Here is a 19523-nt window from a genome sequence, read left to right as displayed (position 1 = left end):
GGTAATCGCGTGCCGCGGAGCGGCGCGATTTTTTTATGTGTGGTGAAGAGTGAAGGATGTCACTCCACCTCTGGCTTTATAACGTAGATTACGGGACCGCCGTTCCCGCGCGCTGGGAGAACGAGCCCGCACATCCTCCCCAGCGCGCGCCGCGGTTCTCCTTTCCGCCCTCCTAACGGCGCGCCCCCGGTGGCCCCCATAGGGCGCCCCCGCGGTCCCCCCTCCCCTCGCCCGAAGGCGCCGCCCGCAGTGGTGCGCGGGGCGCCGGAACCACGGCGCAACACGTCGTCCGTCAGCGCACGCCCCGCACTCCCTCCAGGGCCTGGGACGCGTCCGCGCCGCCGCTCCCCTCCCCCGGCTCGGCCTGCCCCTCAGGGGCCGTTCGCCCCTTCGGGAGCCACCGCAGCGCCAGCGCCCCCAGCCCCGCGTGCAATAGCCCCGCCACGACCGCCACCGCGTGCGGCCCGGCCATGAACGCCGACTCGGCCTGGGCCGGCGCCGCCGCGCCCACCCCGGGCAGCTCCGCGGTCTCGTTCAGCGTGGGCGCCAGGTCCGGGCCCAGCGACCGGAAGATCAGCGCCGCCAGGGACCCCAGCAGGGCGATCCCCAGGACGTTGCCGATCTCGTTGGAGGTCTCGGCCATCGCCGCGGCCGAACCGGCCCACTCGCCGCGCGCCGTCGCCGCCATCCCCGGTGACCACGCGCACGCCGCACGGCCGACAATGCAGCGCCTCTGGCCGCCGACCTGCGCCGTCGCCGCCCCGCGTCAGGGCCGTTCCCCCGGCATGCCGGGCACCGCCCGCGCCGTCATTCGGTGTGCTGCTTCTCCCCGAGCACCCCGGCGGCGGTGTTCAGATGGAGCCTGGCCAGCCACACCGCCGCGGCCGAACCGACCGCCGCCAGCGCCATCACCACGGTCGGCAGCGGCAGGCTGAGCCCCAGCACCACGCACCCGGCCAGGCCTCCCAGGGCCACCAGCAGCGGCGGGCGGTCCTCATCGGCGCCCAGGCGCAGAGCCGAGGCATTGGCCAGCAGGTGGTAGGCGAGCAGGGCGAAGGCGGCGATGCCCACCGCCGTCGCGGGCTCCAGCACCGCGACCGCCGCCCCCGCGGCCACCGCCGTGGCCGCCCAGGAGCGCGTCGGCCCCTCCAGCACCGCGGGCAGGGCCCGCTCCTGGGCCAGGACCCCGGCCGCGCGGGCCGCTGAGGAGAGCAGCACCGCCCCGGCGCCCAGGCTCGCCACGGCCGCCGCGGCGGCGACGGCGGCCGCCCCCAGGGCCGGTCGGCCCGAGGCCGCGACGGCGTCGACCACGGGGGCGCCGAAGCCCGCCCGGTAGGGGCCCAGCACGGCGACGGCCCAGGCCCCGAGGGTCAGGTACAGCAACGCCACCCCTGCCAGGGCGAACGCGGGCACGACGGGGACGGCGCCCTGCCGGGGCCGTGGGGCGGCCTCGGCGATGCGCACCGTCCCGGCGAAGGCCAGGAAGAGCGTCCCGGCCGCTCCCAGGGCGCCGAAGGAGCCGGGCCAGGCGCCGTCGAGCTGCAGCCGGTCGGGGTCGGCCGTGCCCGCGGTCCAGGCGGCGGCGACCAGGGCGGCCACGGCCAGGACCCCCGTGGCCAGGGCCAGGCGCCCGGCCCAGCGGCGCGCCCGCGGCCCGGCCCATGCCAGGGCGGCGGCCACGGCCAGGGCGGCCATGGCGGCCGAGCGCCCCCGCTCGGGCGCCAGGTTTTCGGCCAGGGCCAGCGCCGCGGCGGCGGCCGCGGCGGTGGTGCCCACGGCCCAGGCCCAGGCGGCGATGGCCCCCCAGGGGTCGCCGAGCCGTTCGCGGGCGTAGACGCGCGCGCCGCCGGTGCCCGGGTGGGCGGAGGCCAGGCGGGCGGTCGACACCGCGGTGCACAGGGCGACGGCGGCGGCCAGGGGCACCGCGGCCGTCAGCCAGGTCCCCGCCTCGTCCGCGGCGGGTGCGAGCACGGCGAAGACCCCGGCGCCGGCCAGTGCGGCGGCGCCGGTGAGGACCGTGGAGGCACCCTGCGTTCCGGTTCGGGTGGTCATGAGCGCTGAGTCTGCATCAGGTTGGTCACGGTGCGGTGGAGAAGTCGGTGACAGAGGGCGTCCACATCCGGCCGCGCGGTCGCCGCCGCGGCCCGTCGGGGCAGGGGCGGGCGGCCGGGGCGGTCGGGCGTCCGGCGGTGCAGGGCCGGGGTTTCCGGGCCGGTCGGGGCGGCGGACGGAGGCCGCCCGGGGCCGTTCGGCGGGGTGCGGGGGCCGCACACCGCCGGGGGGTTCCGGTGGCGAAGGCCACAGGCGTTCGCGCCTGGGCGGGGCCGTGTTCCGTGCCGCGCGGACGGCGGCGGCATGAAGGCGCCCGGCGCCATGGGGCCGGGCGCTGGTCGGTGCGGTCTCACGGGCGCCAGGGGGCCCCGGTGTTGTCGGAGATGTCCTCGGCGGCGACCTGCCTGAGCTGGCGGGCCAAGTCGGCGAGCGCGCGCGAGACGGCGAGCTCCTCGCCGATCTCCGGGGCGTCGGAGTCGGCCGGGTGCTTGCGCGCCATCCCCCGGCCGTGCAGGTCGGTGCCGTCCTCGGCGTGCAGTCCGGCGTCGGCCCAGGTGCGGGCCTGCTCGCCCTCGCTCTCCTCGGAGAGCATGATCTCGATGTTCCAGCGCTTCATGGTGTGCATGAAGGCCACCCCCCAGTGTCCTTCCCCGTGTCCTTGCTCGCCCCCGGCGGGGCCCACCGTCAGCCTGTGGGCCCCCCGTCCTCGCGGGCGCCCTCGATGTGGGCGTCGGGGCCGGGGTAGACGAGCACGTCCTGGTCCTCGTCCACCCACCGGACCTGGTAGGGCGGAGCCCCCTCCGCCCCTCGGACCTCGGTGACGACCCCCGTCTTGCGGCCGGTGTCCTCGCGCCGGCCCTCAACGACCAGCAGGTCTCCGACACGTGCTCTCATCGGGCCTCCCTGATTGCGAGATGTCCGATTAACCCCATCTTCCTTGGACGGGCGCGCTATTGCAATGCCCGGTCCGGCACCGGGTCGGCCGGTGCGACCTGCGGGGACTCCCGTGGGCACGGGGGCGTGGGCGCCTCGGCGCGCGGGCGGGGTGGCGGACGCCTCGCCGCGGCCCCGCCCCCGCGGTGCGGGCGGGGGCCGCGGTGCGGTCACGGGGCGGCCGGGGCGCCTGCGGGGGCGGTGCTCACTCCACTCCGGCGCCCAGGGTGCGGCCGCCGTCCAGGGTGATGGTCTGGCCGGTCACCCAGGAGGCGTCCTCGGAGGCCAGGAAGGCGATGGCGGCGCCCACGTCGGCGGGCACCCCCAGGCGGCCCAGCGGGTAGCCCTTGGTGACCTCGTCCTCGTTGTCGGCGAAGAGGGCCTGGGCGAAGTCGGTCTTGACCACCGCGGGCGCCACCGCGTTCACCCGCACGGCCGGGGCCAGCTCGTAGGCGAACTGGCGGGTGAGGTTGATCAGCGCCGCCTTGCTGGCGCCGTAGGCGGCGATGCCGGGCGAGGGGTGCTGTCCGGCCAGGGAGGCGACGTTGACCACCGCGCCGCCGTGCTCCTTCATCCAGGCCGCGTGCGCGGCGGCCGTCCAGGAGGCGGCCGCGGTGACGTTGACCTCGAAGATCTTGGCCATGGTGGCGGGTTCGACGTTGACCAGGGCGTCGAAGACCGGGTTGATGCCGGTGTTGTTGACCAGGACGTCCAGCGACCCGAAGGCCTCCAGGGCGCGGGCCACCGCCTGGTCGCGGTGCCCGGGGTCGTGGGCCTTGCCGGGCACGGCCAGGGCGTGCTCGGGGCCGCCGAGCTCGGCCGCGGCCTTCTCCAGCGGTTCGGGGGTGCGGGCGGTGATGACCACGCGGCCGCCCTCGTCGACGATGCGGCGGGCGGCGGCCAGCCCGATGCCGCGGCTGGCGCCGGTGACGACGGCGGTCTTGCCGGTGAATCGCTGCACGTGGGGGTCCTTTCGCACGGTGGGGCCGCGGGGCGCGGCCGGGTCCGCCCCAACACTACCGACCGCTCGGTTTGTGATACGCCCCTCCCCCGCCCCGCGCCGCCCGGCGGGGCCGTGTCCGCCCTGGTGGTAGCGTCGTCGCGTGTCAGAGCACTACTTCGCCCCCTCCCCGGGCGCGGCGAGCCGCCCCGGAAGCGTCGACCTGGTCCTGCCCGACCTGCACCTGCGGCTGGACACCGACAGCGGGGTCTTCTCCCCCGGCAAGGTCGACCTGGGCACCCGGGTGCTGCTGGAGTCGGTGCCCGCCCCGCCCGGCGCCGGGCGCCTGCTCGACCTGGGCTGCGGGTACGGGCCGGTGGCGCTGGCCATGGCCGCCCGGGCGCCGGGCGCCCGCGTGCTGGGGGTGGACGTGAACGCGCGCGCCGTCGAGCTGGCCGCGCGCAACGCCCGCACCGCCGGGCTGGACAACGCCGAGTTCCTGCAGGTCGCGGCGGCCGGCGCAGCCGCCTCCCCCGGCCCTGGGCCGGGCCCCGAGCAGGGTCCGTTCGACGCCCTGTGGTCCAACCCGCCCATCCGCATCGGCAAGCCCGCCCTGCACGCCCTGCTGGGGTGCTGGCTGCCCCGCCTGGCCCCCGGCGCCTCGGCCCACCTGGTGGTCCAGCGCAACCTGGGCGCCGACTCGCTGCACCGCTGGCTGGAGGAGCAGGGCTGGCCCACCGCCCGCGCCGCCTCCCGGGCCGGGTACCGGGTGCTGCGCGTCGCCCGCCCCTGAGGGCGCCGCCCGCTCCGCCCCACCCCGCCCGGCGCAGCCGACCGGCGCCGGACGCCGACGGGCGGCTATCCTTGCGCCTACCGCACCTGCGGGGGGCCGACCGGCCGCCCCGGACCGCACGACTTCGACGAGGAAACCCGAGCACAGGTGAGCAGACAGCTCCGCCCCACCGACGTCAAGCGCCTCAACCGCCTCTGGCGCCGCCGCACCGAGGGCCGCCTGGCCCTGATCGCCGAGTCCGTCACCCAGCCCTTCAACCTGGGCTCGATCCTGCGCACCGCCGCCGTGTTCGGCGTGGAGGCGGCCTGGCTGGCCGGCAACACCGCCGACCCCTCCCACCCCCAGGTCGGCAAGACCGCCCTGGGCTCGGAGGCCAAGCTGCGCCTGGAGCGCACCCGCACCGGAGCCGAGGCGGCGCGCGCCGCCCGCGAGGCCGGGTTCCGCGTGGTGGCCCTGGAGCTGGCCGAGGGCGCCATGGCGCTGCACGAGGCCCCCCTGGAGGGCGACGTGTGCATCGCCCTGGGCGCCGAGGACCACGGCTGCTCCCCCACCCTGCTGGCCGCCGCCGACGCCACCGCCTACATCCCGCAGGTGGGCCGGGTGGGCTCGCTCAACGTGGCGGTCGCCGCCTCCATCGCCCTGGCCGAGGCCCGGCGCCGGGAGTGGGCCGCCTCCGGCCCCGAGGCCCCTGGGGCCCACGAGGCGCCCGGTGCGCCCGGCGCCGGGGCGCCCGCCACCCGCGACTGAGGGCCCGATCCGCGCGTCCGCGCAGGTGGGGCCGCCACGAAATTCGGCCGCCCCGGTCGGATTCAACCGCCGGCGCCAGGGAATTTCTCCGACCCGCTGTTCGTATCCTCGTAGTACCCGCACCGATCTGAGAGAGGACACGTGGACCCGTCCCGAAGTACCGGCAGCGCCCTCCCGCTGACAGGGCGCTGCACCCCCGAACCCGAGGAACCGCCATCACCATCGGGCGCGCGCACCGGGAGTGAGAGCTCCGAGGCCGTGCGCCGCGCCCTGCCCGGCCGCCTCCCCCGCACGCCCATGGAGCGTGCCCGGTGAGCATCCTGCTGAGCATCCTCCTCGGAGTGCTGGTGATCATGCTGATCACCCTGGCGACCGGCTACTTCGTCGCCCAAGAGTTCGGCTACATGGCCGTGGACCGCTCCCGCCTCAAGGCGCGCGCCTCCCAGGGCGACACCGGTGCCAAGCGGGCCCTGAACATCACCGGCCGCACCTCCTTCATGCTCTCCGGGGCGCAGCTGGGCATCACCGTCACCGGCCTGCTGGTCGGGTCGGTGGCCGAGCCCCTGCTCGGCGCCGGCCTCGGGGACCTGCTGGGGGTGGCGGGCGTCCCGGCCGGGACCGGCCTGGCGATCGGCACGGCCCTGGCCCTGCTGTTCTCCACCGTGGTGCAGATGGTCTTCGGTGAGCTGTTCCCCAAGAACCTGGCGATCGCCCGGCCCGAGCCGGTGGCCCGCTGGCTGGCCCTGTCCACCGGCATCTACCTGCGCCTGTTCGGGTGGATCATCCGCCTGTTCGACCAGGCGGCGGTGCTGCTGCTCAAGGCGGTGCGCATCGAGCCGGTCGAGGACGTCCAGCACGCGGCCACCCCGGCCGACCTGGAGAAGATCGTGGAGGAGTCCCGCGAGAGCGGCGACCTGACCGCCGAGCTGTCCACCCTGCTGGACCGCACGCTGGACTTCCACGACCGCACCGCCGAGCACGCCATGATCCCGCGCCCGCACGTGAGCACCGTGCAGGCCGCCGACCCGGTCAGCCGGGTGGTGGAGCTGATGGCCGTGGGCCACTCCCGCTTCCCGGTGATGGGCGACGACGTCGACGACGTCACCGGCGTGGTGTGCCTGCGCGACGTGCTCGCCCTGGGCGACGCCGACCTGGACACGGTCCTGGTCAAGGACGTGCAGCGCCAGGCGGTGCTGGTCCCGGCCTCGCTGGCGCTGCCCGAGGTGCTCGACCGGCTGCGCGACGCGGGCGAGGAGTTCGCCTGCGTGGTCGACGAGTACGGCGGCCTGGCCGGGGTCGTCACCACCGAGGACCTGGCCGAGGAGCTGGTGGGCGAGATCGCCGACGAGCACGACCCCGAGGACGAGGGCGACGCGCGTGTGGGCGAGGACGGCAGCTGGCTGCTGCCGGGCGCCGCGCACGTCGACGAGGTCGAGCGCCTGCTCGGCCACGACCTGCCCGACGGGGACTACGAGACCATCGGCGGACTGGTCATCGCCGAGCTGCGGCGCCTGCCCGAGTCCGGCGACGCGGTCACCGTGGAGCTGCCCCGCCACCCCGGTGCCGAGGACGACGAGCCCGAGCGCTCGGTCCGGCTCACCGTGGAGGGCGTGGACCGGCACGTGCCCGAGACCGTCCGCCTGGAGCTGGCCGAGGGCGCCCCGGCCGGTGACGGCCACCAGCGGGAGGTGAGCGCATGAGCGACATGAACCCCGTCCTGGCCCTGTCCCTGACGGTCGTCATCATCGCCCTCAGCGCGTTCTTCGTGGCCATCGAGTTCGCCTTGGTGGCCGCGCGCCGCTACCGCCTGGAGGAGGCGGCCGAGAAGAGCGTGTCGGCGCGGGCCGCGCTGCGCAGCGCCCGGGACCTGTCCCTGCTGCTGGCCGGGTCCCAGCTGGGCATCACCCTGTGCACGCTGGCCCTGGGCGCCATCTCCAAGCCCGCGGTCAAGCACCTGATGGAGCCGCTGTTCCACGGGTGGATGCCCGACGCGGTGGCCTACACCCTGGCCTACGTGCTCTCCCTGGTCGTGGTGACCTTCCTGCACCTGGTGGTGGGCGAGATGGCGCCCAAGTCCTGGGCGATCTCGCACCCGGAGAAGTCGGCGACGCTGCTGGCGGTCCCGATGCGGGCGTTCATGTGGCTCACCCGCCCGGCGCTGGTGCTGCTCAACGGGATGGCCAACAAGTGCCTGCACCTGGTGGGGGTCTCGGCGGTGGACGAGGTCGCCGGCGGGCACGGCCCCGACGACCTGCGCGAGCTGGTCGACCACTCGGCCAAGGCCGGGGCGCTGGACGAGGAGCGCCGCGAGCAGCTGGCCACCGCCCTGGAGGTCAACGCCCGGCCGCTGGCCGAGGTGATGACCCCGCTGGCGGAGATGGCCGCAGTGGGGCCGAAGGCCGACCTCGAGGAGGTCAAGCGGGTCTCCCGGGAGTCGGGGCACCTGCGCCTGGTGGTGCTGGACGGCGGCCGCCCGCTGGGCGTGGCGCACGTGCGCGACGCGCTGACCAGCCCGCGGGGCACCACCGCGGCCGACCTGATGCGGCCGGTGCCCACGCTGGCGGCGGCCACGCCGATCTACGCGGCGCTGGGCATCATGCGCGAGACCCGCAGCCACCTGGTGCTGGTCGAGGGCACCGAGGCCGCACCGGGCTCGGCCGAGGCCAAGCGGTCGCGTCCGCGCCTGCTGGGGCTGGTGACCATGCAGGACATGCTGGACCGGCTGCTGCTGCTGGAGCCGCGCGCCTGACCGGGGCGCGGTGAGGCGGCAGGACGAGGGCGGCCGGGGCGCAGAGCCCCGGCCGCCCTTCGCCGTGTCGAGGGTCAGGTGTCCTCGGTGGTCACCTGGGCCTCTGCAGACCGCTCGGCCCGGTCCCCTGCCTCCTCGCCCCCGATACAGCGCCTCCAGGGGCCGTCGGCAGTGAGCCAGCGGGGGACGAGGCGGACGGGGAAGGGCACCTCAGTCTCGAACACGTCGGTGTCGGGGACCTCCTGGACGTCCCGGTAGGCGCCGTGATCAAGGCGCATCTCGAAAACGGCGGTCTTCTCGATCGAGGGGACGACGATCCAGTAGGACTCGATGCCGAACTCGGCGTACTCGACGCGCTTGCGGTGCGTGTCGCGCAGGACGCTTTCGGGAGAGAGCACCTCCACCGCCAGCACCGGCGGGCGAGTGAGGTTAGGGTCGCGTCTCCTCCCCTTCCCGGATCACGACGAGGTCGGGGCGCCGGTGGCGGCTCCGGTCGCCGTGGAGGTTCATCCCTGGATCGGGAAGGACCTCGAATCCATCGGGGGCAAGATTCCCCAGGAATGTCTGCAGACGCCCTTCGACACGCGAGTGGTCGAAAACAGGAGCGGGAGTCACTTCAAGCCGCCCGTCGACCAGCTCGTACTTGCTGCCGTCGTCCGGCATCCGCGCCAGGTCGTCCACGGTGAGCCGACCGGTCCCCGTCTCCCGAGTGCTCATGACAGTCATACTGCCTCCTCTCGTTCAGGGAGACCAGTATTCGCACGCGCGTACGACCGCCTGGCGTCTTCCCCGAATTCGCCGGCCTTTGCGCGCGCCCACCGCCCCGTCGATGGGAGGATTCACCCGGATTTCCGACTCTGAGGGAGGAACCGGACGTGATTTCGGCACGGCACGGGGACCGGATGTGGGCGGTGGCCATCGCCGCCGGGCTGTGGGGCACCTCGGCGCTGATGCGCGAACCGCTCTCGGCCGTGCTGCCCGCGCCCACCATCGTCTTCTACGAGCACGCGATCATCGCGCTGTGCCTGAGCCCCTGGATCCTCCCCGCCTTCCGCGCGCTGGCCGCCGCCGGGCGGCGCACCGTGCTGGCCATGGCGGTGGTCGGCGGCGGGTCCTCGGCGGGCGCCACCACCCTGTTCACGCTCGCGTTCACCACCGGCGACCCCATCACCCCGCAGGTGCTGCAGAAGATGCAGCCGCTGTTCGCCATCGTGCTGGCGGTGCTGGTGCTCGGCGAGCGGCTGCGCCCGCGCTTCGCGCTCTACGCCGTGCCCGCCCTGGCCGGGGCCTGGCTGCTGGCCTTCCCCGACCCCCTGGCGGTGTCGGTGTCCAACGCCAAGGGCGCCGCACTGGCCCTGGGAGCGGCGCTGCTGTGGGCCTGCGGCACCGTGCTGGGCCGACTGGCCGGGGCGGCGCTCTCGCCCGTGCACGTGACCACGGTCCGCTTCACCATCGCCCTGCCGGTCGCCCTGGGCATCTGCGCGGCCACCGGCTCGTCCCTGGCCGTGGGCGCCGCCCAGGTGCCGCTGCTGCTCGCGCTGGCGCTCATCCCCGGCCTGGCCGCCCTGTCGCTGTACTACTGGGGGCTGGGCCGCACCGCCGCCAGCCGGGCCACCCTGGCCGAGCTGTCCTTCCCCCTGGTCTCGGCGGTGGTGGGGGTGGCACTGCTGGGCGCCGCGCCGGCCTGGTCGCAGTGGGCGGGCATGGCCGTCGTCCTGGCCGCGGTCACCGCGATGGCGCTGGCCCGCGGCTCGGCCGCGCCCACAGGGGTCCGGGCCCCCGACCCGGCCCCGGCGCCCGCGGCGCCCTCCGGCCCCTGATCGGCCGGGGACGAGCGGAGGGGCCGGGGCGCGTGCGTTCCCGGCCCCTCCGCCTTCACCGCGCCTCAGGCGCCGGCGGCGGTGACCGTCACCTCGATGTTGCCGCGGGTGGCCTTGGAGTAGGGGCACACCTGGTGGGCGGCGTCGGCCAGCTTCTGCGCACCGGCCTGGTCCTGTCCCGGGATGGTGACCTTCAGCTGCACGGCCAGGCCGAAGCCGTCGTCGCCGCTGCCGATGGCCACCTCCGAGTCGATGGTGGAGCCCTCGACGTCGACCTTGGCCTCGCGGGCGACCTTCTTCAGGGCGCCGTGGAAGCAGGCGGCGTAGCCCACCGCGAAGAGCTGCTCGGGATTGGTGCCCGGGCCGTCGTCGCCGCCCAGGCCCTTGGGCACCGACAGCTCCACGTCCAGGCGGCCGTCGTCGGTCTTCCCGGCGCCCTTGCGGCCCTCGCCGGAGACACTGGCCTTGGCGGTGTACAGCACGTTCATGCTCGATCCTCCTGTGGTGGCGGTTGGCACGCCGACGCCGCGCCCGGGGGCGGCGCGTCGGCGCCGAGCGAGGAGGTGACCCGGTCCAGCAGGGCGCGCAGGGTGCGCGCCTCCTGCCCGTCGAGCCCGGTGGCGCACAGCACCCGCTCGGGGATGCGCTCGGCCCGCTCGCGCATGGCGGCGCCGCGCTCGGTCAGCACGGCGCGGACCACCCGCTCGTCGGAGCCCGAGCGCTCCCTGCCCACCAGGCCGGCCGCCTCCAGGCGGCGCAGCAGCGGCGAGAGGGTGCCCGAGTCCAGGCGCAGGGCCGCGCCCAGCTCCTTGACCGGGACCGGGCCGCGCTCCCACAGCACCAGCATCACCAGGTACTGCGGGTAGGTCAGGCCCAGGTCGGCCAGCAGGTCCCGGTACAGGCCGGTGAGGGCCCGCGACGCCGCGTACACGGTGAAGCAGAGCTGGGCGTCCAGCGAGAGCGGGTCGCGCGGCTGGTCGTCGGGCATGGTCGGGACCGTCCTCCTCGTTCGGATGCGAATCTACCTATTAGGTTGTGTGCAATCAAGTTGTGCGCGCTCTTTTTTCGCGCGCCGCCTCCTCCGCCCCCGGAGGCGGGTAGGCCGCGGCGAACAGGGCCGGGATGCGGTCCACGTGCCGCAGGAAGCGGCTCCCCTCGAACCCGGCGCCGGGCTCGTTGCTCAACTGCATCGACACCATGCCCGCGATCAGCGAGGCCAGCAGGTCCAGCCCCTCCTCCCCGGCGGCCCCGGCGCCCAGCTCGCCGCGCTCCACCGCCGCGCCCGCCCGCGCCGCCCAGTCGCGCCGCAGCTCCAGCGCCGGGGCGTAGGCCTGCTCGGAGGGGGCGAATCCGGGCACCGTGCGCCAGAACATCAGCTGGGCCAGCACCGGGTTCTCGGCCGACCAGCGCGCACCGGCCCGCAGCACCGGGGCGAACCCCGCCAGCCCCGGCGGCGCCTGCTCGGCCGCCCGCCGGGCCGTGCGCAGGTAGCGCCGCTGGCCGATGCCGAACAGCGCGTCGTAGAGGGCCATGCGCGAGTCGAAGTACTTGTACAGCGACGGCGGCTGCACCCCCAGCCGCCGGGCCACCCGGGACATGCTCAGCCCGGCCGCGCCGTGCTCGGCCATCTCCTCCACGGCCAGCCGCAGGATCTCGGCCTTGGTCTCGGCGCGGCGCCGCGAGCGCCGGTCGGTGCCGCCCGCCTCGATGTCGTCGGCGAAGGATGTCACGGCGGGGATTCTACTATCGGTTATAGCATTAGCTATAGCTATTAGCTTTAGCCGAACGACGGAGAGAGGTGCGACCAATGACCACCCGCGCCCAGGACCAGGAGACCGGCGACACCCCGCCCGACTGGGGCCCACACGAGCACCTGCAGGCCGTCCTGGTCGCCGGTGCGCGCCACAACAACCTCAAAGGCGTGCACGCCCGCGTCCCCAAAGGCGCCGTGACCGCCGTCACCGGCGTCTCCGGGTCGGGCAAGTCCTCCCTCGTCCACGGCGTCATCGCGGCCGAGGCCGGGCGCCGCCTCAACGAGACCTTCCCCGGCTTCCTGCGCAACCGCCTGCCCAAGAACACCCGCGCCGCCGCCGACGCCGTGCGCGGACTCCCCCCGGCCGTCGTCGTCGACCAGGGCGCCCCCGCGGCCAACTCCCGCTCCACCGTCGGCACCATGACCGGCGTGCACGCCGCACTTCGGGTGCTCTACTCGCGCTGCGCCGCCCCCTCGGCCGGGGAGTCCACCGCCTACTCCTTCAACGACCCCGCCGGAATGTGCCCCGAATGCCAGGGCCTGGGGCGCACCGTGCGCGTCGACCCCGACCGCGTGCTCGACCCGGCCCTGTCCCTCAACCAGGGCGCCATCCTGGCCCCCATCGCCGCCGTGGGCACCGCCACCTGGCAGATCTACGCCGAATCCGGCCTGTTCGACCCCGACAAGCCGGTCGGCGCCTTCACCGCCGAAGAGCGCGAACTCCTGCTCAACGGAGGCGGGTTCCGCGTGACGCGCCGCGGCCCCAACGGCACCTACCGCAACGCCTACGAGGGCCTGGTGCCCGTGCTGGAGCGCCGCTGGCTCAACCGCGACCAGTCCCGCCTGCGCGGACGCGACCGCCGGGCCGCCCTCGCCGCCGTGCACGAGGGCCGGTGCCCCCAGTGCCGGGGCGCCCGCCTCAACGCCGCCGCCCGCGCCTCCCGCCTGGCCGGCATGGGCATCGCCGACATGTGCGCCCTGGAGGTGCCCGACCTGGCCGGTGTACTGGCCGGGCTGACCGACCCGGTGGCCGCCGCCGTGGCCGGCGAGGCCCTGGCCGCCCTGCGCCGCATCGAACGCGTGGGCCTGGGCTACCTGCGCCTGGACCGGGAGTCGGGCACCCTGTCGGGCGGCGAGGCCCAGCGCCTCAAGGTCGTGCGCCACCTGGGCACGGGGCTGGCCGGGATGGCCTACGTGTTCGACGAGCCCTCCCGCGGGCTGCACCCGCGCGACGTGCACCGGCTCATCGGGCTCCTCCACGAGCTGCGCGAGGAGGGCAACACCGTGCTGGTGGTCGAACACGACCGGCAGGTGGTGCGCGCCGCCGACCACGTCATCGACATGGGCCCCGGCGCCGGGGCCGCGGGCGGGCGCGTGGTGTTCGCCGGACCCCCGTCGGCCCTGGAGGGCGCCGCCACCGCCACCGGGGAGGCGCTGCGCGCGCCCGCGCCGCTCAAGAAGGACGTGCGTTCACCGTCGGGGGCCTACCGCATCGAGGACGCGCGCCTGAACAACCTGGACGGGGTGAGCGCCGATGTGCCCGCGGGGGTGCTGACCGCCGTCACCGGCGTGGCCGGGTCGGGCAAGTCGTCACTGGTGCGCGAGCTGGAGCGGCGCCACCCCGGGGCCGTGGTGGTCGACCAGTCCCCCATCCCCGCCTCGCCCCGCGCGACCGTGGCCACCCACCTGCGGGTGATGGACCGCATCCGCCGCCTGTTCGCCGACGCATCGGGGGCCGCCCCCTCCCTGTTCAGCGCCAACTCCGCGGGCGCCTGCACGCGCTGCAAGGGGCGCGGCACCGTCACCACGGACCTGGCGTTCATGGACCCGGTGGTGTCGGAGTGCGAGGCGTGCGGAGGCCTGCGGTTCCGCCCCGAGGCGCTGGAGCACCGGCTGGCCGGGCGCACCGTCGCGCAGATGCTCGACGCCACGGCGGCCGAGGCCGCGGCGCTCCTGGAGGACGCGGGCATCGGGCGGCGCCTGGCGCGGCTGGAGGAGGTCGGGCTGGACCACCTGACGCTGGGCCGGGAGCTGGCGAGCCTGTCCGGGGGCGAGCGCCAGCGCCTCAAACTGGCCCGGCACCTGGGCGAGTCGGGGGCGCTGTACGTGTTCGACGAGCCGACCGCCGGGCTGCACCCGGCCGATGTGGAGGGGCTGGCCGCTTTGCTGGACCGGCTGGTGGACGCGGGCAACACGGTCGTCGTGGTCGAACACGACCTGGACCTGGTGCGCCGCGCGGACCACGTGATCGACATGGGCCCCGGCGGCGGCCGCCACGGGGGCCGTGTGGTGTTCGAAGGCTCCCCCGCCGACCTCGCCGAGGCGGAGGGGTCCTCCACCGCCGCGTTCCTGCGCAGGGAGGAGAAGGAGGCGGGGGCGGCCTAGTACTCCGGCTGCAGGGTCAGGTTTCACGCGTTGAGCAGCTGAGGTGGGGCCGGTGAACAGGATCGAGTTCGTAGTCGAAGCCGCCGATGCTCCTGAGTCTGAGGGACCAAGGGCACCGCGGTTGGCAATCTCGATCGATGGGGTGCGGCCGCAGGGGTTGGCGCGTCCAATCGAGCGTCCGTTGGCATTGGCGGAGGTCGACGGTGACGAGGATGAGGCGCCTTCCCCCCGGGGGTTACGTCGGCCTGGACTCGTTGGATGGGGTCTTCTGGCCGAGCCTGTACTTTCTCGGGGGAGCCGGAGCTGTCTTACTACGACGACGGTGACACGGTGCTGCTCGGCTGCCCATGCGGGCTATGGGGCTGCTGGCCGCTTTCCGCGCGTGTCGATGTGACCGATACGAGCGTGACCTGGTCGGGGTTCTTCAACGGAATGCGGGAATCCTGGGCTCCTTGGGGGATTGGGTCCGTTCGTTTTCGACCGGCGACAATATGAGGCGTCACTGCGAAGCACTGCGCCGCCTTCGACAACGCCATTATCCGGTCTGCGGTGATCGCCACCGGGGTATTTGCAGCTGCAGGTTCGGGCCTTCATGCGGCAAGGGCGAGTCGTCGCCGGTAGTGCAGCCGCTTGGCGGTGGCCTGGGGGCGTCGTCGCCAGATCGACCGGCGGAGGCGATGTCCCCACCCGGTGTCCTGGGTGGTGCGGGTGATGGCGGGGAAAGCGTAGGCGAGCATGGCGAGGGTGGCCCACCGGCGCCAGGAGGTCCAAGTGCGGCCCCGGTGTTCGTCGAGCGCGGCGAGTTCCTTCGCGCCCTGGAACGATTCTTCGATCCTCCAGCGCATTCCGGCGACGGTGACCAGGGGCTGGAGCGGGACCGGGGCCGGGGCCGGCGCCCAGTTCAGGTGGTAGGCGATCTCGCCGGTCCGCCGATTGCGGCGAGCCACCAGATACGCGCGGCCGTCGCTACCGCCGATCAGGCCGATCCAAGCGCGGCCCGCCGAGGCGCGCCGACGCCGCAGGCCGCCTACCCCTCGGTCTGGGCCTTCAGCAGCTTGTCGGCCAGGCCGCGCAGGGTGACCAGCTCCTCCTTGGTCAGTACGCCGCCCAGGGACTCGGCGATCGCGGCGGCGTGCCTGGGGCCGATACGGCGCAGCACCGCCCGGCCCGCCTCCGTCAGGCGCACCCGGGTGCCCCGCCGGTCATCGGGGTCGGGGCCGCGCTCGACCAGCCCGTCGCCGTCCATGCGCTCCACCAGGCGGCTGATGGAGGACTGGTCCAGCAGCACCCTGTCGTTCAGCTCGCACAGCCGCGCCCCGCCGTAGGGGCAGCGGGCCAGGGTCAGCAGGACGTCGTACTCCCGCATGCTGACCTCGGCGCCGCGGAAATCGACCTGGAAGCGCCGCATGAGCGCCACGTGAGCCCGTGCCAGCGACTCCCAGGCCTGCTCGGCGGTCCTGTCTGCGGCCACGCCCTCCACCTTCCTGCTCCAGCGGGCCGGTACGCCCGTGCGCTCGCGCCCCCTCGATCCTCCCACCACCGTGCGGGAGGGGAGAAACCACGCGGCCCGGCCTCCGGGCGGCCTGCCACCATCGGGAATGAAAACGGTTATCATTCGCTTATAACGACCGCAGACACCCCGAGGAGGCCCGCCATGGCGCGCAGCGACGCCCGGCCCATCGTCAAGCTCCGCTCGACGGCCGGGACCGGCTACACCTACGTCACCCGCAAGAACCGCCGCAACACGCCCGACCGCCTCGTGCTGCGCAAGTACGACCCGGTCATCAGGCGGCACACCGAGTTCCGCGAGGACCGCTGAGCGGCCCCGGACCCGGACCGCCCCGGACAGCCCCGGCGCCCCGCGGCGCCGACGCCACGAGAGAAGGACACCAGTGAAACCCGGAATCCACCCCGAGTACCGGCCCGTCGTCTTCCGCGACAAGGCGGGGGACATGGCCTTCCTGACCCGCTCGACCGTCACCTCCGACCAGGTCGTCACCTGGGAGGACGGCAACACCTACCCGGTCGTCGACGTGGAGATCTCCAGCGCGAGCCACCCCTTCTACACCGGCAGGGGGCGCGTGGTCGACACCGCCGGACGGGTCGAGCGCTTCAAGCAGCGCTACGGCCGCTCCTGACACGGGCCCAAGCACCCGCACCCGATCCGATCGCCCCGCCCCGGCACCGGGCCGACCCGTGCCGCCCGGCGGGGCCCGAACGAAAGGCCGACCGCCACCCATGGCCGTGCCCAAGCGCAAGATGTCCCGCTCCAACACCCGCAAGCGCCGCTCACAGTGGCGGGCCGCCGTGCCGGACCTGATCGAGGTCACCGTCGGCGGCCGTACCGCCCTGGTCCCGCGGCGCCAGGCCGCGGCCTACCGGCGCGGGCTGATCCCCCTGCCGTGACCGCGGACGCCTCCGGGCCCGGACCGGGCCGCGGGGGCGGCGGCAGACCGCTCCTTTGAGGGCGCCGACAGTGGGCCCGCACAGGCCGAGCCCCCGCTGTCGGCGCCCGCCGTTCGCCGAGCGGGTCCGCACCGGCGGAACGCCTGTCGGGGGACGGCCGAAGGCCGTAGGCGGTCGGCGGCCGCGGCCGCCGAATGCTCCATCACTCCAGAGGACACGGCCCGCCGAGGTCCGCCCCCTTGCGGGGGCCGGTGTGGGAGGTCAGTGCGGCGGAGCCGCTCCGCTGTGGTCTTGGGGTGTGAAGCGCCACCACTCCCGGCTTTATGGCGTAGATCTATGGCATCCCCGTTGCAGAGCGCTGGCAGAGCACATCATGCGTCCGCCCCAAGCGCGCTCGAAGGCGGCCCGTCCCTCCGCACGCACTCCCCCGCACACGGCGCAGCCCCGCGGGAACGGTGTGATGCGCCCCTCACCTCGGCCTGCCTCAGATCGCCTTCCACCTCTGCAGCAGGTGGAAGGCCCCCCACCCGGGCAGGACCGGGAACCAGAACGTCAGCACCCGGAACAGCAGCACCGCCGGCAGCCCGACCGCCACCGGCAGCCCCGCCACCGTCGACAGCCCCGTCAGCAGGGCCGCCTCCACCGCGCCCAGCCCGCCCGGCGTCGGGGCGGCCGAGCCCAGCGCGTTCCCGGCCAGGAACACCACCGCCACCGCCGCCAGGTCGGCCTGCCCGCCGAAGGCCAGCACGGAGAAGTACAGGCTCCCCACGAACCCCGCCGTCAGCAGCAGCGTGCCGCCCACCCCCATGGCCAGCCGCCGGGGCCGCTGCAGCAGGTCGAGCAGCTGGGGCACCACGCCCTGGAAGTAGGGCCGCACCCGCTCGACCACCAGCCCGCGCAGCCGCGGGACCAGCAGCACCGCCGCCACCCCGGCGGCCGGCACCAGCACCACGGCCACCAGCGTCGGCGACGGCGAGAAGTCGGTGAACCGGTCGGTGCCGGTACCGGTCAGGTAGGCGCTGACCAGCAGCAGCGGCACATGCGTGAGCAGCCCCACCGCCTGGGACAGGCCCACCGCCGAGATCGCCAGCCCCGCCGAGGCGCCCTGGCAGGTGACGTAGCGGGTGTTGATCGCCAGCGACCCCAGCCCCGCGGGGGCGGCGATGCGGATGAAGGACCCGGCGTACTGCACCAGCACGGTGGTCCACAGGTTCAGCCGGATCGGCACGAAGCCCATCAGCGCCAGGGCGGCCGCGACCATGCAGGCCGTCGCGGCCGCGAAGGCGGCCGCCGCCCACCCGGCGTCGGCCGCCGCGACGGTGGTCAGGTCGACCCCGGCCAGCTGGTTGGCCAGCACCAGCGCCACCACGGTGGCCACGGCGGCGCTGACCACGGTGCGCGGGCGCATGCGCTCCAGCCGGGCGGGGCGGGCCGGGGCCTCGGGGGCCAGGCCGGTGATGCGCGCGCGCACCTCCCCGAGCACCCCGGGGTGCCCGCGCAGGCGTCTTCGCAGGCCGAGCGGCATCCCGGCGGGCTGCAGCAGGGGCAGGGCGCCCGCCACCGCCTCCAGCCCCAGCACCGCGACCGCGGCCCGTACCGACCGCTCGGCGCCCGTGCGCAGCGCCACCGCGGTCAGCAGCGCCGCGGTGTCCAGAGAGGCCTTGAGCGGCGCGGCGGCCACCGATCCCCCGGACAGCCCGGTGAAGGCGGGGCGGCCGCCGGTCCTCCAGCCCACGGTGTCCCCGCCGATCGAGCCGTGGGCGATGCGGTTGCGGTGCAGCAGCGCCAGCTCCCGCCACAGCCCCTCCAGGGCCGCGTCGGTCAGCTCCTCCTCCCGCACCTCCTCCAGGGTCCGCACGGGCGCGTACTCGCGGATCAGCACCGCCGACCCGGCGCCCACGTCGCCGATGCCCAGCACGTCGGGGACGCACGCCCCGGCCGCGCGGGCGGCCCACCCCATCACCGCGGCGTGCTCCAGCCGGCGCGACAGGCCCAGGCGCACGGGCGGGGCGACCGGGCCGCGCAGCAGCACCATCCCGCCCAGCCGCTTGAGGGCCTGCACGGTGTCGTCGGCGCGCATCAGCACCAGGTCCAGGCGCCGGGAGGGGGTATCGGCGGTGAAGCGGCGGTTGCCCTCCCCGTCGGTCCCGGCCGGGGCCAGGGTGAGCGGCTCCAGGCCGAAGCGCCGCAGCTCCTCCACCATCGGCCCGGTCAGCGACTCCGGGCGCGCCGCGCCCACGGCGAACCCCGCCAGGGCGGCGCCGGTGGCGCCCAGCAGCGCGGTCAGGGCCAGCGCGGGGACCGTGGCCACCCCGGCCAGCAGCACGGCGGCGGCGGTGGCGGCGATCCCGGCCCACAGCCCGCCGCGCACCCGGGCCAGGCGCACCGGGCCCACCGCGGCGGTGTAGGCCATGGCGGCGGCCAGGTAGGCGTGCGCGGGGCCGCCGAGCAGCCACGTGTGCGCTCCGGCCGACAGCGCCTCGGGCGGCCCCGTGGGGCCGGACAGGGCCAGCACGGCCGCGTTGACGGCCTCGGTGGCGCCGTAGGAGAACGCGGCGGCGGCCAGGCCGCGCACCAGGTCGCGCCCGGCGCGGCGGATCAGCCGCTCCACGGCGGCCACCGCGGCCAGCACCAGCACCGCGATGTTGGCGGCCGCGGCCACCAGGGCCAGCAGCGAGGGCGGGAGCAGGGAGCGCAGCTCGTCCGGGGCCGCGCCCTGCCCGTCGCCGGCCAGGGAGACCAGCCCGAGCACCGCCGCGACCGCCACCGCCCCGGCCGTGCCCACCAGCAGGTCGGTGGGGCGCCGCACGGGCGGCGGAATGGGTCCCAGTACCTCGTCTGCGCCCCGGTCGGGGCGATCGGCTGCCGTTCTCACGCCCCCAAGACTGCCCCACCCGGCCCCGGTCCCGTGCCAGGGGACCGGCGTGTCCGGCGAATGCGCACGG

20 protein-coding genes and 1 pseudogene are annotated in these 19523 nt (G+C 75.3%); 9 read left to right on the top strand and 12 right to left on the bottom strand.

Annotated elements, in window-relative coordinates:
* Positions 1 to 292: 292 nt before the first annotated feature.
* The 5 genes from O4U47_RS05230 to O4U47_RS05210 form a co-directional block, all read right to left on the bottom strand.
* Positions 293 to 688 (bottom strand): hypothetical protein, encoded by a 396-nt coding sequence (locus O4U47_RS05230; protein ID WP_270676392.1) that lies wholly within the window; start codon positions 686 to 688, stop codon positions 293 to 295.
* A gap of 119 nt (positions 689 to 807) precedes the next feature.
* Positions 808 to 2052: an amino acid permease gene (locus O4U47_RS05225; protein WP_270676391.1), complete on the bottom strand. Its 1245-nt coding sequence runs from the start codon at positions 2050 to 2052 to the stop codon at positions 808 to 810.
* Positions 2053 to 2401: 349 nt separating this feature from the next.
* Positions 2402 to 2677, bottom strand: a complete 276-nt coding sequence (locus tag O4U47_RS05220; protein ID WP_270676390.1) for a DUF1876 domain-containing protein — start codon at positions 2675 to 2677, stop codon at positions 2402 to 2404.
* A gap of 59 nt (positions 2678 to 2736) precedes the next feature.
* The gene (locus tag O4U47_RS05215; RefSeq protein WP_270676389.1) at positions 2737 to 2946 is read right to left on the bottom strand and encodes a DUF1918 domain-containing protein; all 210 of its coding nucleotides are present in this window, start codon (positions 2944 to 2946) and stop codon (positions 2737 to 2739) included.
* Between the two features lie 244 nt (positions 2947 to 3190).
* Positions 3191 to 3946: an SDR family oxidoreductase gene (locus O4U47_RS05210; protein WP_270676388.1), complete on the bottom strand. Its 756-nt coding sequence runs from the start codon at positions 3944 to 3946 to the stop codon at positions 3191 to 3193.
* Positions 3947 to 4088: 142 nt separating this feature from the next.
* Between O4U47_RS05210 and O4U47_RS05205 the strand changes: the two genes are divergently transcribed.
* The 4 genes from O4U47_RS05205 to O4U47_RS05190 all read left to right on the top strand — a co-directional run bounded on the left by O4U47_RS05205 (position 4089) and on the right by O4U47_RS05190 (position 8214).
* Positions 4089 to 4718 carry a class I SAM-dependent methyltransferase gene (locus O4U47_RS05205; RefSeq protein WP_270676387.1) on the top strand — a complete coding sequence of 210 codons (630 nt, stop codon included), beginning with the start codon at positions 4089 to 4091 and terminating at the stop codon, positions 4716 to 4718.
* A gap of 147 nt (positions 4719 to 4865) precedes the next feature.
* Positions 4866 to 5465 (top strand): TrmH family RNA methyltransferase, encoded by a 600-nt coding sequence (locus O4U47_RS05200; protein ID WP_270676386.1) that lies wholly within the window; start codon positions 4866 to 4868, stop codon positions 5463 to 5465.
* 311 nt (positions 5466 to 5776) lie between these two features.
* Positions 5777 to 7165, top strand: coding sequence for a hemolysin family protein (locus tag O4U47_RS05195; protein ID WP_270676385.1), 1389 nt, complete (start codon positions 5777 to 5779; stop codon positions 7163 to 7165).
* Positions 7162 to 8214, top strand: coding sequence for a hemolysin family protein (locus tag O4U47_RS05190; RefSeq protein ID WP_270676384.1), 1053 nt, complete (start codon positions 7162 to 7164; stop codon positions 8212 to 8214). The genes O4U47_RS05195 and O4U47_RS05190 overlap by 4 nt, the downstream gene beginning before the upstream one ends.
* Before the next feature lie 74 nt (positions 8215 to 8288).
* On the opposite strand, the pseudogene O4U47_RS05185 reads toward O4U47_RS05190, so the two are convergent.
* Positions 8289 to 8940, bottom strand: a pseudogene (locus O4U47_RS05185) (Uma2 family endonuclease).
* A gap of 149 nt (positions 8941 to 9089) precedes the next feature.
* Here O4U47_RS05185 and O4U47_RS05180 point away from each other — a divergent pair.
* Positions 9090 to 10034 carry a DMT family transporter gene (locus tag O4U47_RS05180; RefSeq protein WP_270676383.1) on the top strand — a complete coding sequence of 315 codons (945 nt, stop codon included), beginning with the start codon at positions 9090 to 9092 and terminating at the stop codon, positions 10032 to 10034.
* Positions 10035 to 10099: 65 nt separating this feature from the next.
* Here the strand turns inward: O4U47_RS05180 and O4U47_RS05175 are convergent, their stop codons facing one another.
* The 3 genes from O4U47_RS05175 to O4U47_RS05165 are packed head-to-tail and all read right to left on the bottom strand — an operon-like array spanning position 10100 to position 11764.
* The gene (locus O4U47_RS05175; RefSeq protein ID WP_270676382.1) at positions 10100 to 10522 is read right to left on the bottom strand and encodes an organic hydroperoxide resistance protein; all 423 of its coding nucleotides are present in this window, start codon (positions 10520 to 10522) and stop codon (positions 10100 to 10102) included.
* Complete coding sequence (locus tag O4U47_RS05170) at positions 10519 to 11022, bottom strand: MarR family winged helix-turn-helix transcriptional regulator (RefSeq protein ID WP_270676381.1); 504 nt, start codon at positions 11020 to 11022, stop codon at positions 10519 to 10521. The genes O4U47_RS05175 and O4U47_RS05170 overlap by 4 nt, the downstream gene beginning before the upstream one ends.
* A 55-nt stretch (positions 11023 to 11077) precedes the next feature.
* A complete protein-coding gene (locus tag O4U47_RS05165; RefSeq protein WP_270676380.1) occupies positions 11078 to 11764 on the bottom strand; it encodes a TetR/AcrR family transcriptional regulator in 687 nt (228 codons plus the stop codon).
* Between the two features lie 77 nt (positions 11765 to 11841).
* On the opposite strand from O4U47_RS05165, the gene O4U47_RS05160 reads away from it, so the two are divergent.
* Positions 11842 to 14172 carry an ATP-binding cassette domain-containing protein gene (locus tag O4U47_RS05160; RefSeq protein ID WP_270676379.1) on the top strand — a complete coding sequence of 777 codons (2331 nt, stop codon included), beginning with the start codon at positions 11842 to 11844 and terminating at the stop codon, positions 14170 to 14172.
* Positions 14173 to 14762: 590 nt separating this feature from the next.
* Here the strand turns inward: O4U47_RS05160 and O4U47_RS05155 are convergent.
* Entirely contained in the window at positions 14763 to 15119 is a 357-nt protein-coding gene (locus O4U47_RS05155; protein ID WP_270676378.1) for a hypothetical protein, read from the bottom strand.
* Positions 15120 to 15199: 80 nt separating this feature from the next.
* The gene (locus O4U47_RS05150; protein ID WP_270676377.1) at positions 15200 to 15643 is read right to left on the bottom strand and encodes a MarR family winged helix-turn-helix transcriptional regulator; all 444 of its coding nucleotides are present in this window, start codon (positions 15641 to 15643) and stop codon (positions 15200 to 15202) included.
* Positions 15644 to 15826: 183 nt separating this feature from the next.
* Between O4U47_RS05150 and rpmG the strand changes: the two genes are divergently transcribed.
* The 3 genes from rpmG to rpmF all read left to right on the top strand — a co-directional run bounded on the left by rpmG (position 15827) and on the right by rpmF (position 16578).
* Positions 15827 to 15991: a 50S ribosomal protein L33 gene (gene rpmG, locus O4U47_RS05145; protein ID WP_270676376.1), complete on the top strand. Its 165-nt coding sequence runs from the start codon at positions 15827 to 15829 to the stop codon at positions 15989 to 15991.
* 73 nt (positions 15992 to 16064) lie between these two features.
* Positions 16065 to 16310: a type B 50S ribosomal protein L31 gene (locus O4U47_RS05140; protein ID WP_017627734.1), complete on the top strand. Its 246-nt coding sequence runs from the start codon at positions 16065 to 16067 to the stop codon at positions 16308 to 16310.
* A gap of 100 nt (positions 16311 to 16410) precedes the next feature.
* Complete coding sequence (rpmF, locus tag O4U47_RS05135) at positions 16411 to 16578, top strand: 50S ribosomal protein L32 (protein WP_270676375.1); 168 nt, start codon at positions 16411 to 16413, stop codon at positions 16576 to 16578.
* A 484-nt stretch (positions 16579 to 17062) separates the two neighbouring features.
* On the opposite strand, the gene O4U47_RS05130 is transcribed toward rpmF, so the two are convergent.
* Entirely contained in the window at positions 17063 to 19345 is a 2283-nt protein-coding gene (locus tag O4U47_RS05130) for a lysylphosphatidylglycerol synthase domain-containing protein (RefSeq protein WP_408638933.1), read from the bottom strand.
* Positions 19346 to 19523 lie beyond the last annotated feature (178 nt).

Origin of the sequence: Nocardiopsis suaedae (assembly GCF_027706745.1) — a bacterium.
Taxonomy (GTDB): domain Bacteria; phylum Actinomycetota; class Actinomycetes; order Streptosporangiales; family Streptosporangiaceae; genus Nocardiopsis_A; species Nocardiopsis_A suaedae.
The sequence above is the reverse complement of the archived record's forward strand: the minus strand, read 5'-3'. Positions and strand labels throughout refer to the sequence as shown.

Bases quoted from the DNA above. Each gene is read 5' to 3' on its own strand.
- O4U47_RS05190 (WP_270676384.1), top strand. From the start codon at position 7,162: ATGAGCGACATGAACCCCGTCCTGGCCCTGTCCCTGACGGTCGTCATC.
- O4U47_RS05215 (WP_270676389.1), bottom strand. From the start codon at position 2,946: ATGAGAGCACGTGTCGGAGACCTGCTGGTCGTTGAGGGCCGGCGCGAG.
- O4U47_RS05160 (WP_270676379.1), top strand. From the start codon at position 11,842: ATGACCACCCGCGCCCAGGACCAGGAGACCGGCGACACCCCGCCCGAC.
- O4U47_RS05230 (WP_270676392.1), bottom strand. From the start codon at position 688: ATGGCGGCGACGGCGCGCGGCGAGTGGGCCGGTTCGGCCGCGGCGATG.
- rpmG (WP_270676376.1), top strand. From the start codon at position 15,827: ATGGCGCGCAGCGACGCCCGGCCCATCGTCAAGCTCCGCTCGACGGCC.
- O4U47_RS05175 (WP_270676382.1), bottom strand. From the start codon at position 10,522: ATGAACGTGCTGTACACCGCCAAGGCCAGTGTCTCCGGCGAGGGCCGC.
- O4U47_RS05170 (WP_270676381.1), bottom strand. From the start codon at position 11,022: ATGCCCGACGACCAGCCGCGCGACCCGCTCTCGCTGGACGCCCAGCTC.
- O4U47_RS05220 (WP_270676390.1), bottom strand. From the start codon at position 2,677: ATGCACACCATGAAGCGCTGGAACATCGAGATCATGCTCTCCGAGGAG.
- O4U47_RS05225 (WP_270676391.1), bottom strand. From the start codon at position 2,052: ATGACCACCCGAACCGGAACGCAGGGTGCCTCCACGGTCCTCACCGGC.
- rpmF (WP_270676375.1), top strand. From the start codon at position 16,411: ATGGCCGTGCCCAAGCGCAAGATGTCCCGCTCCAACACCCGCAAGCGC.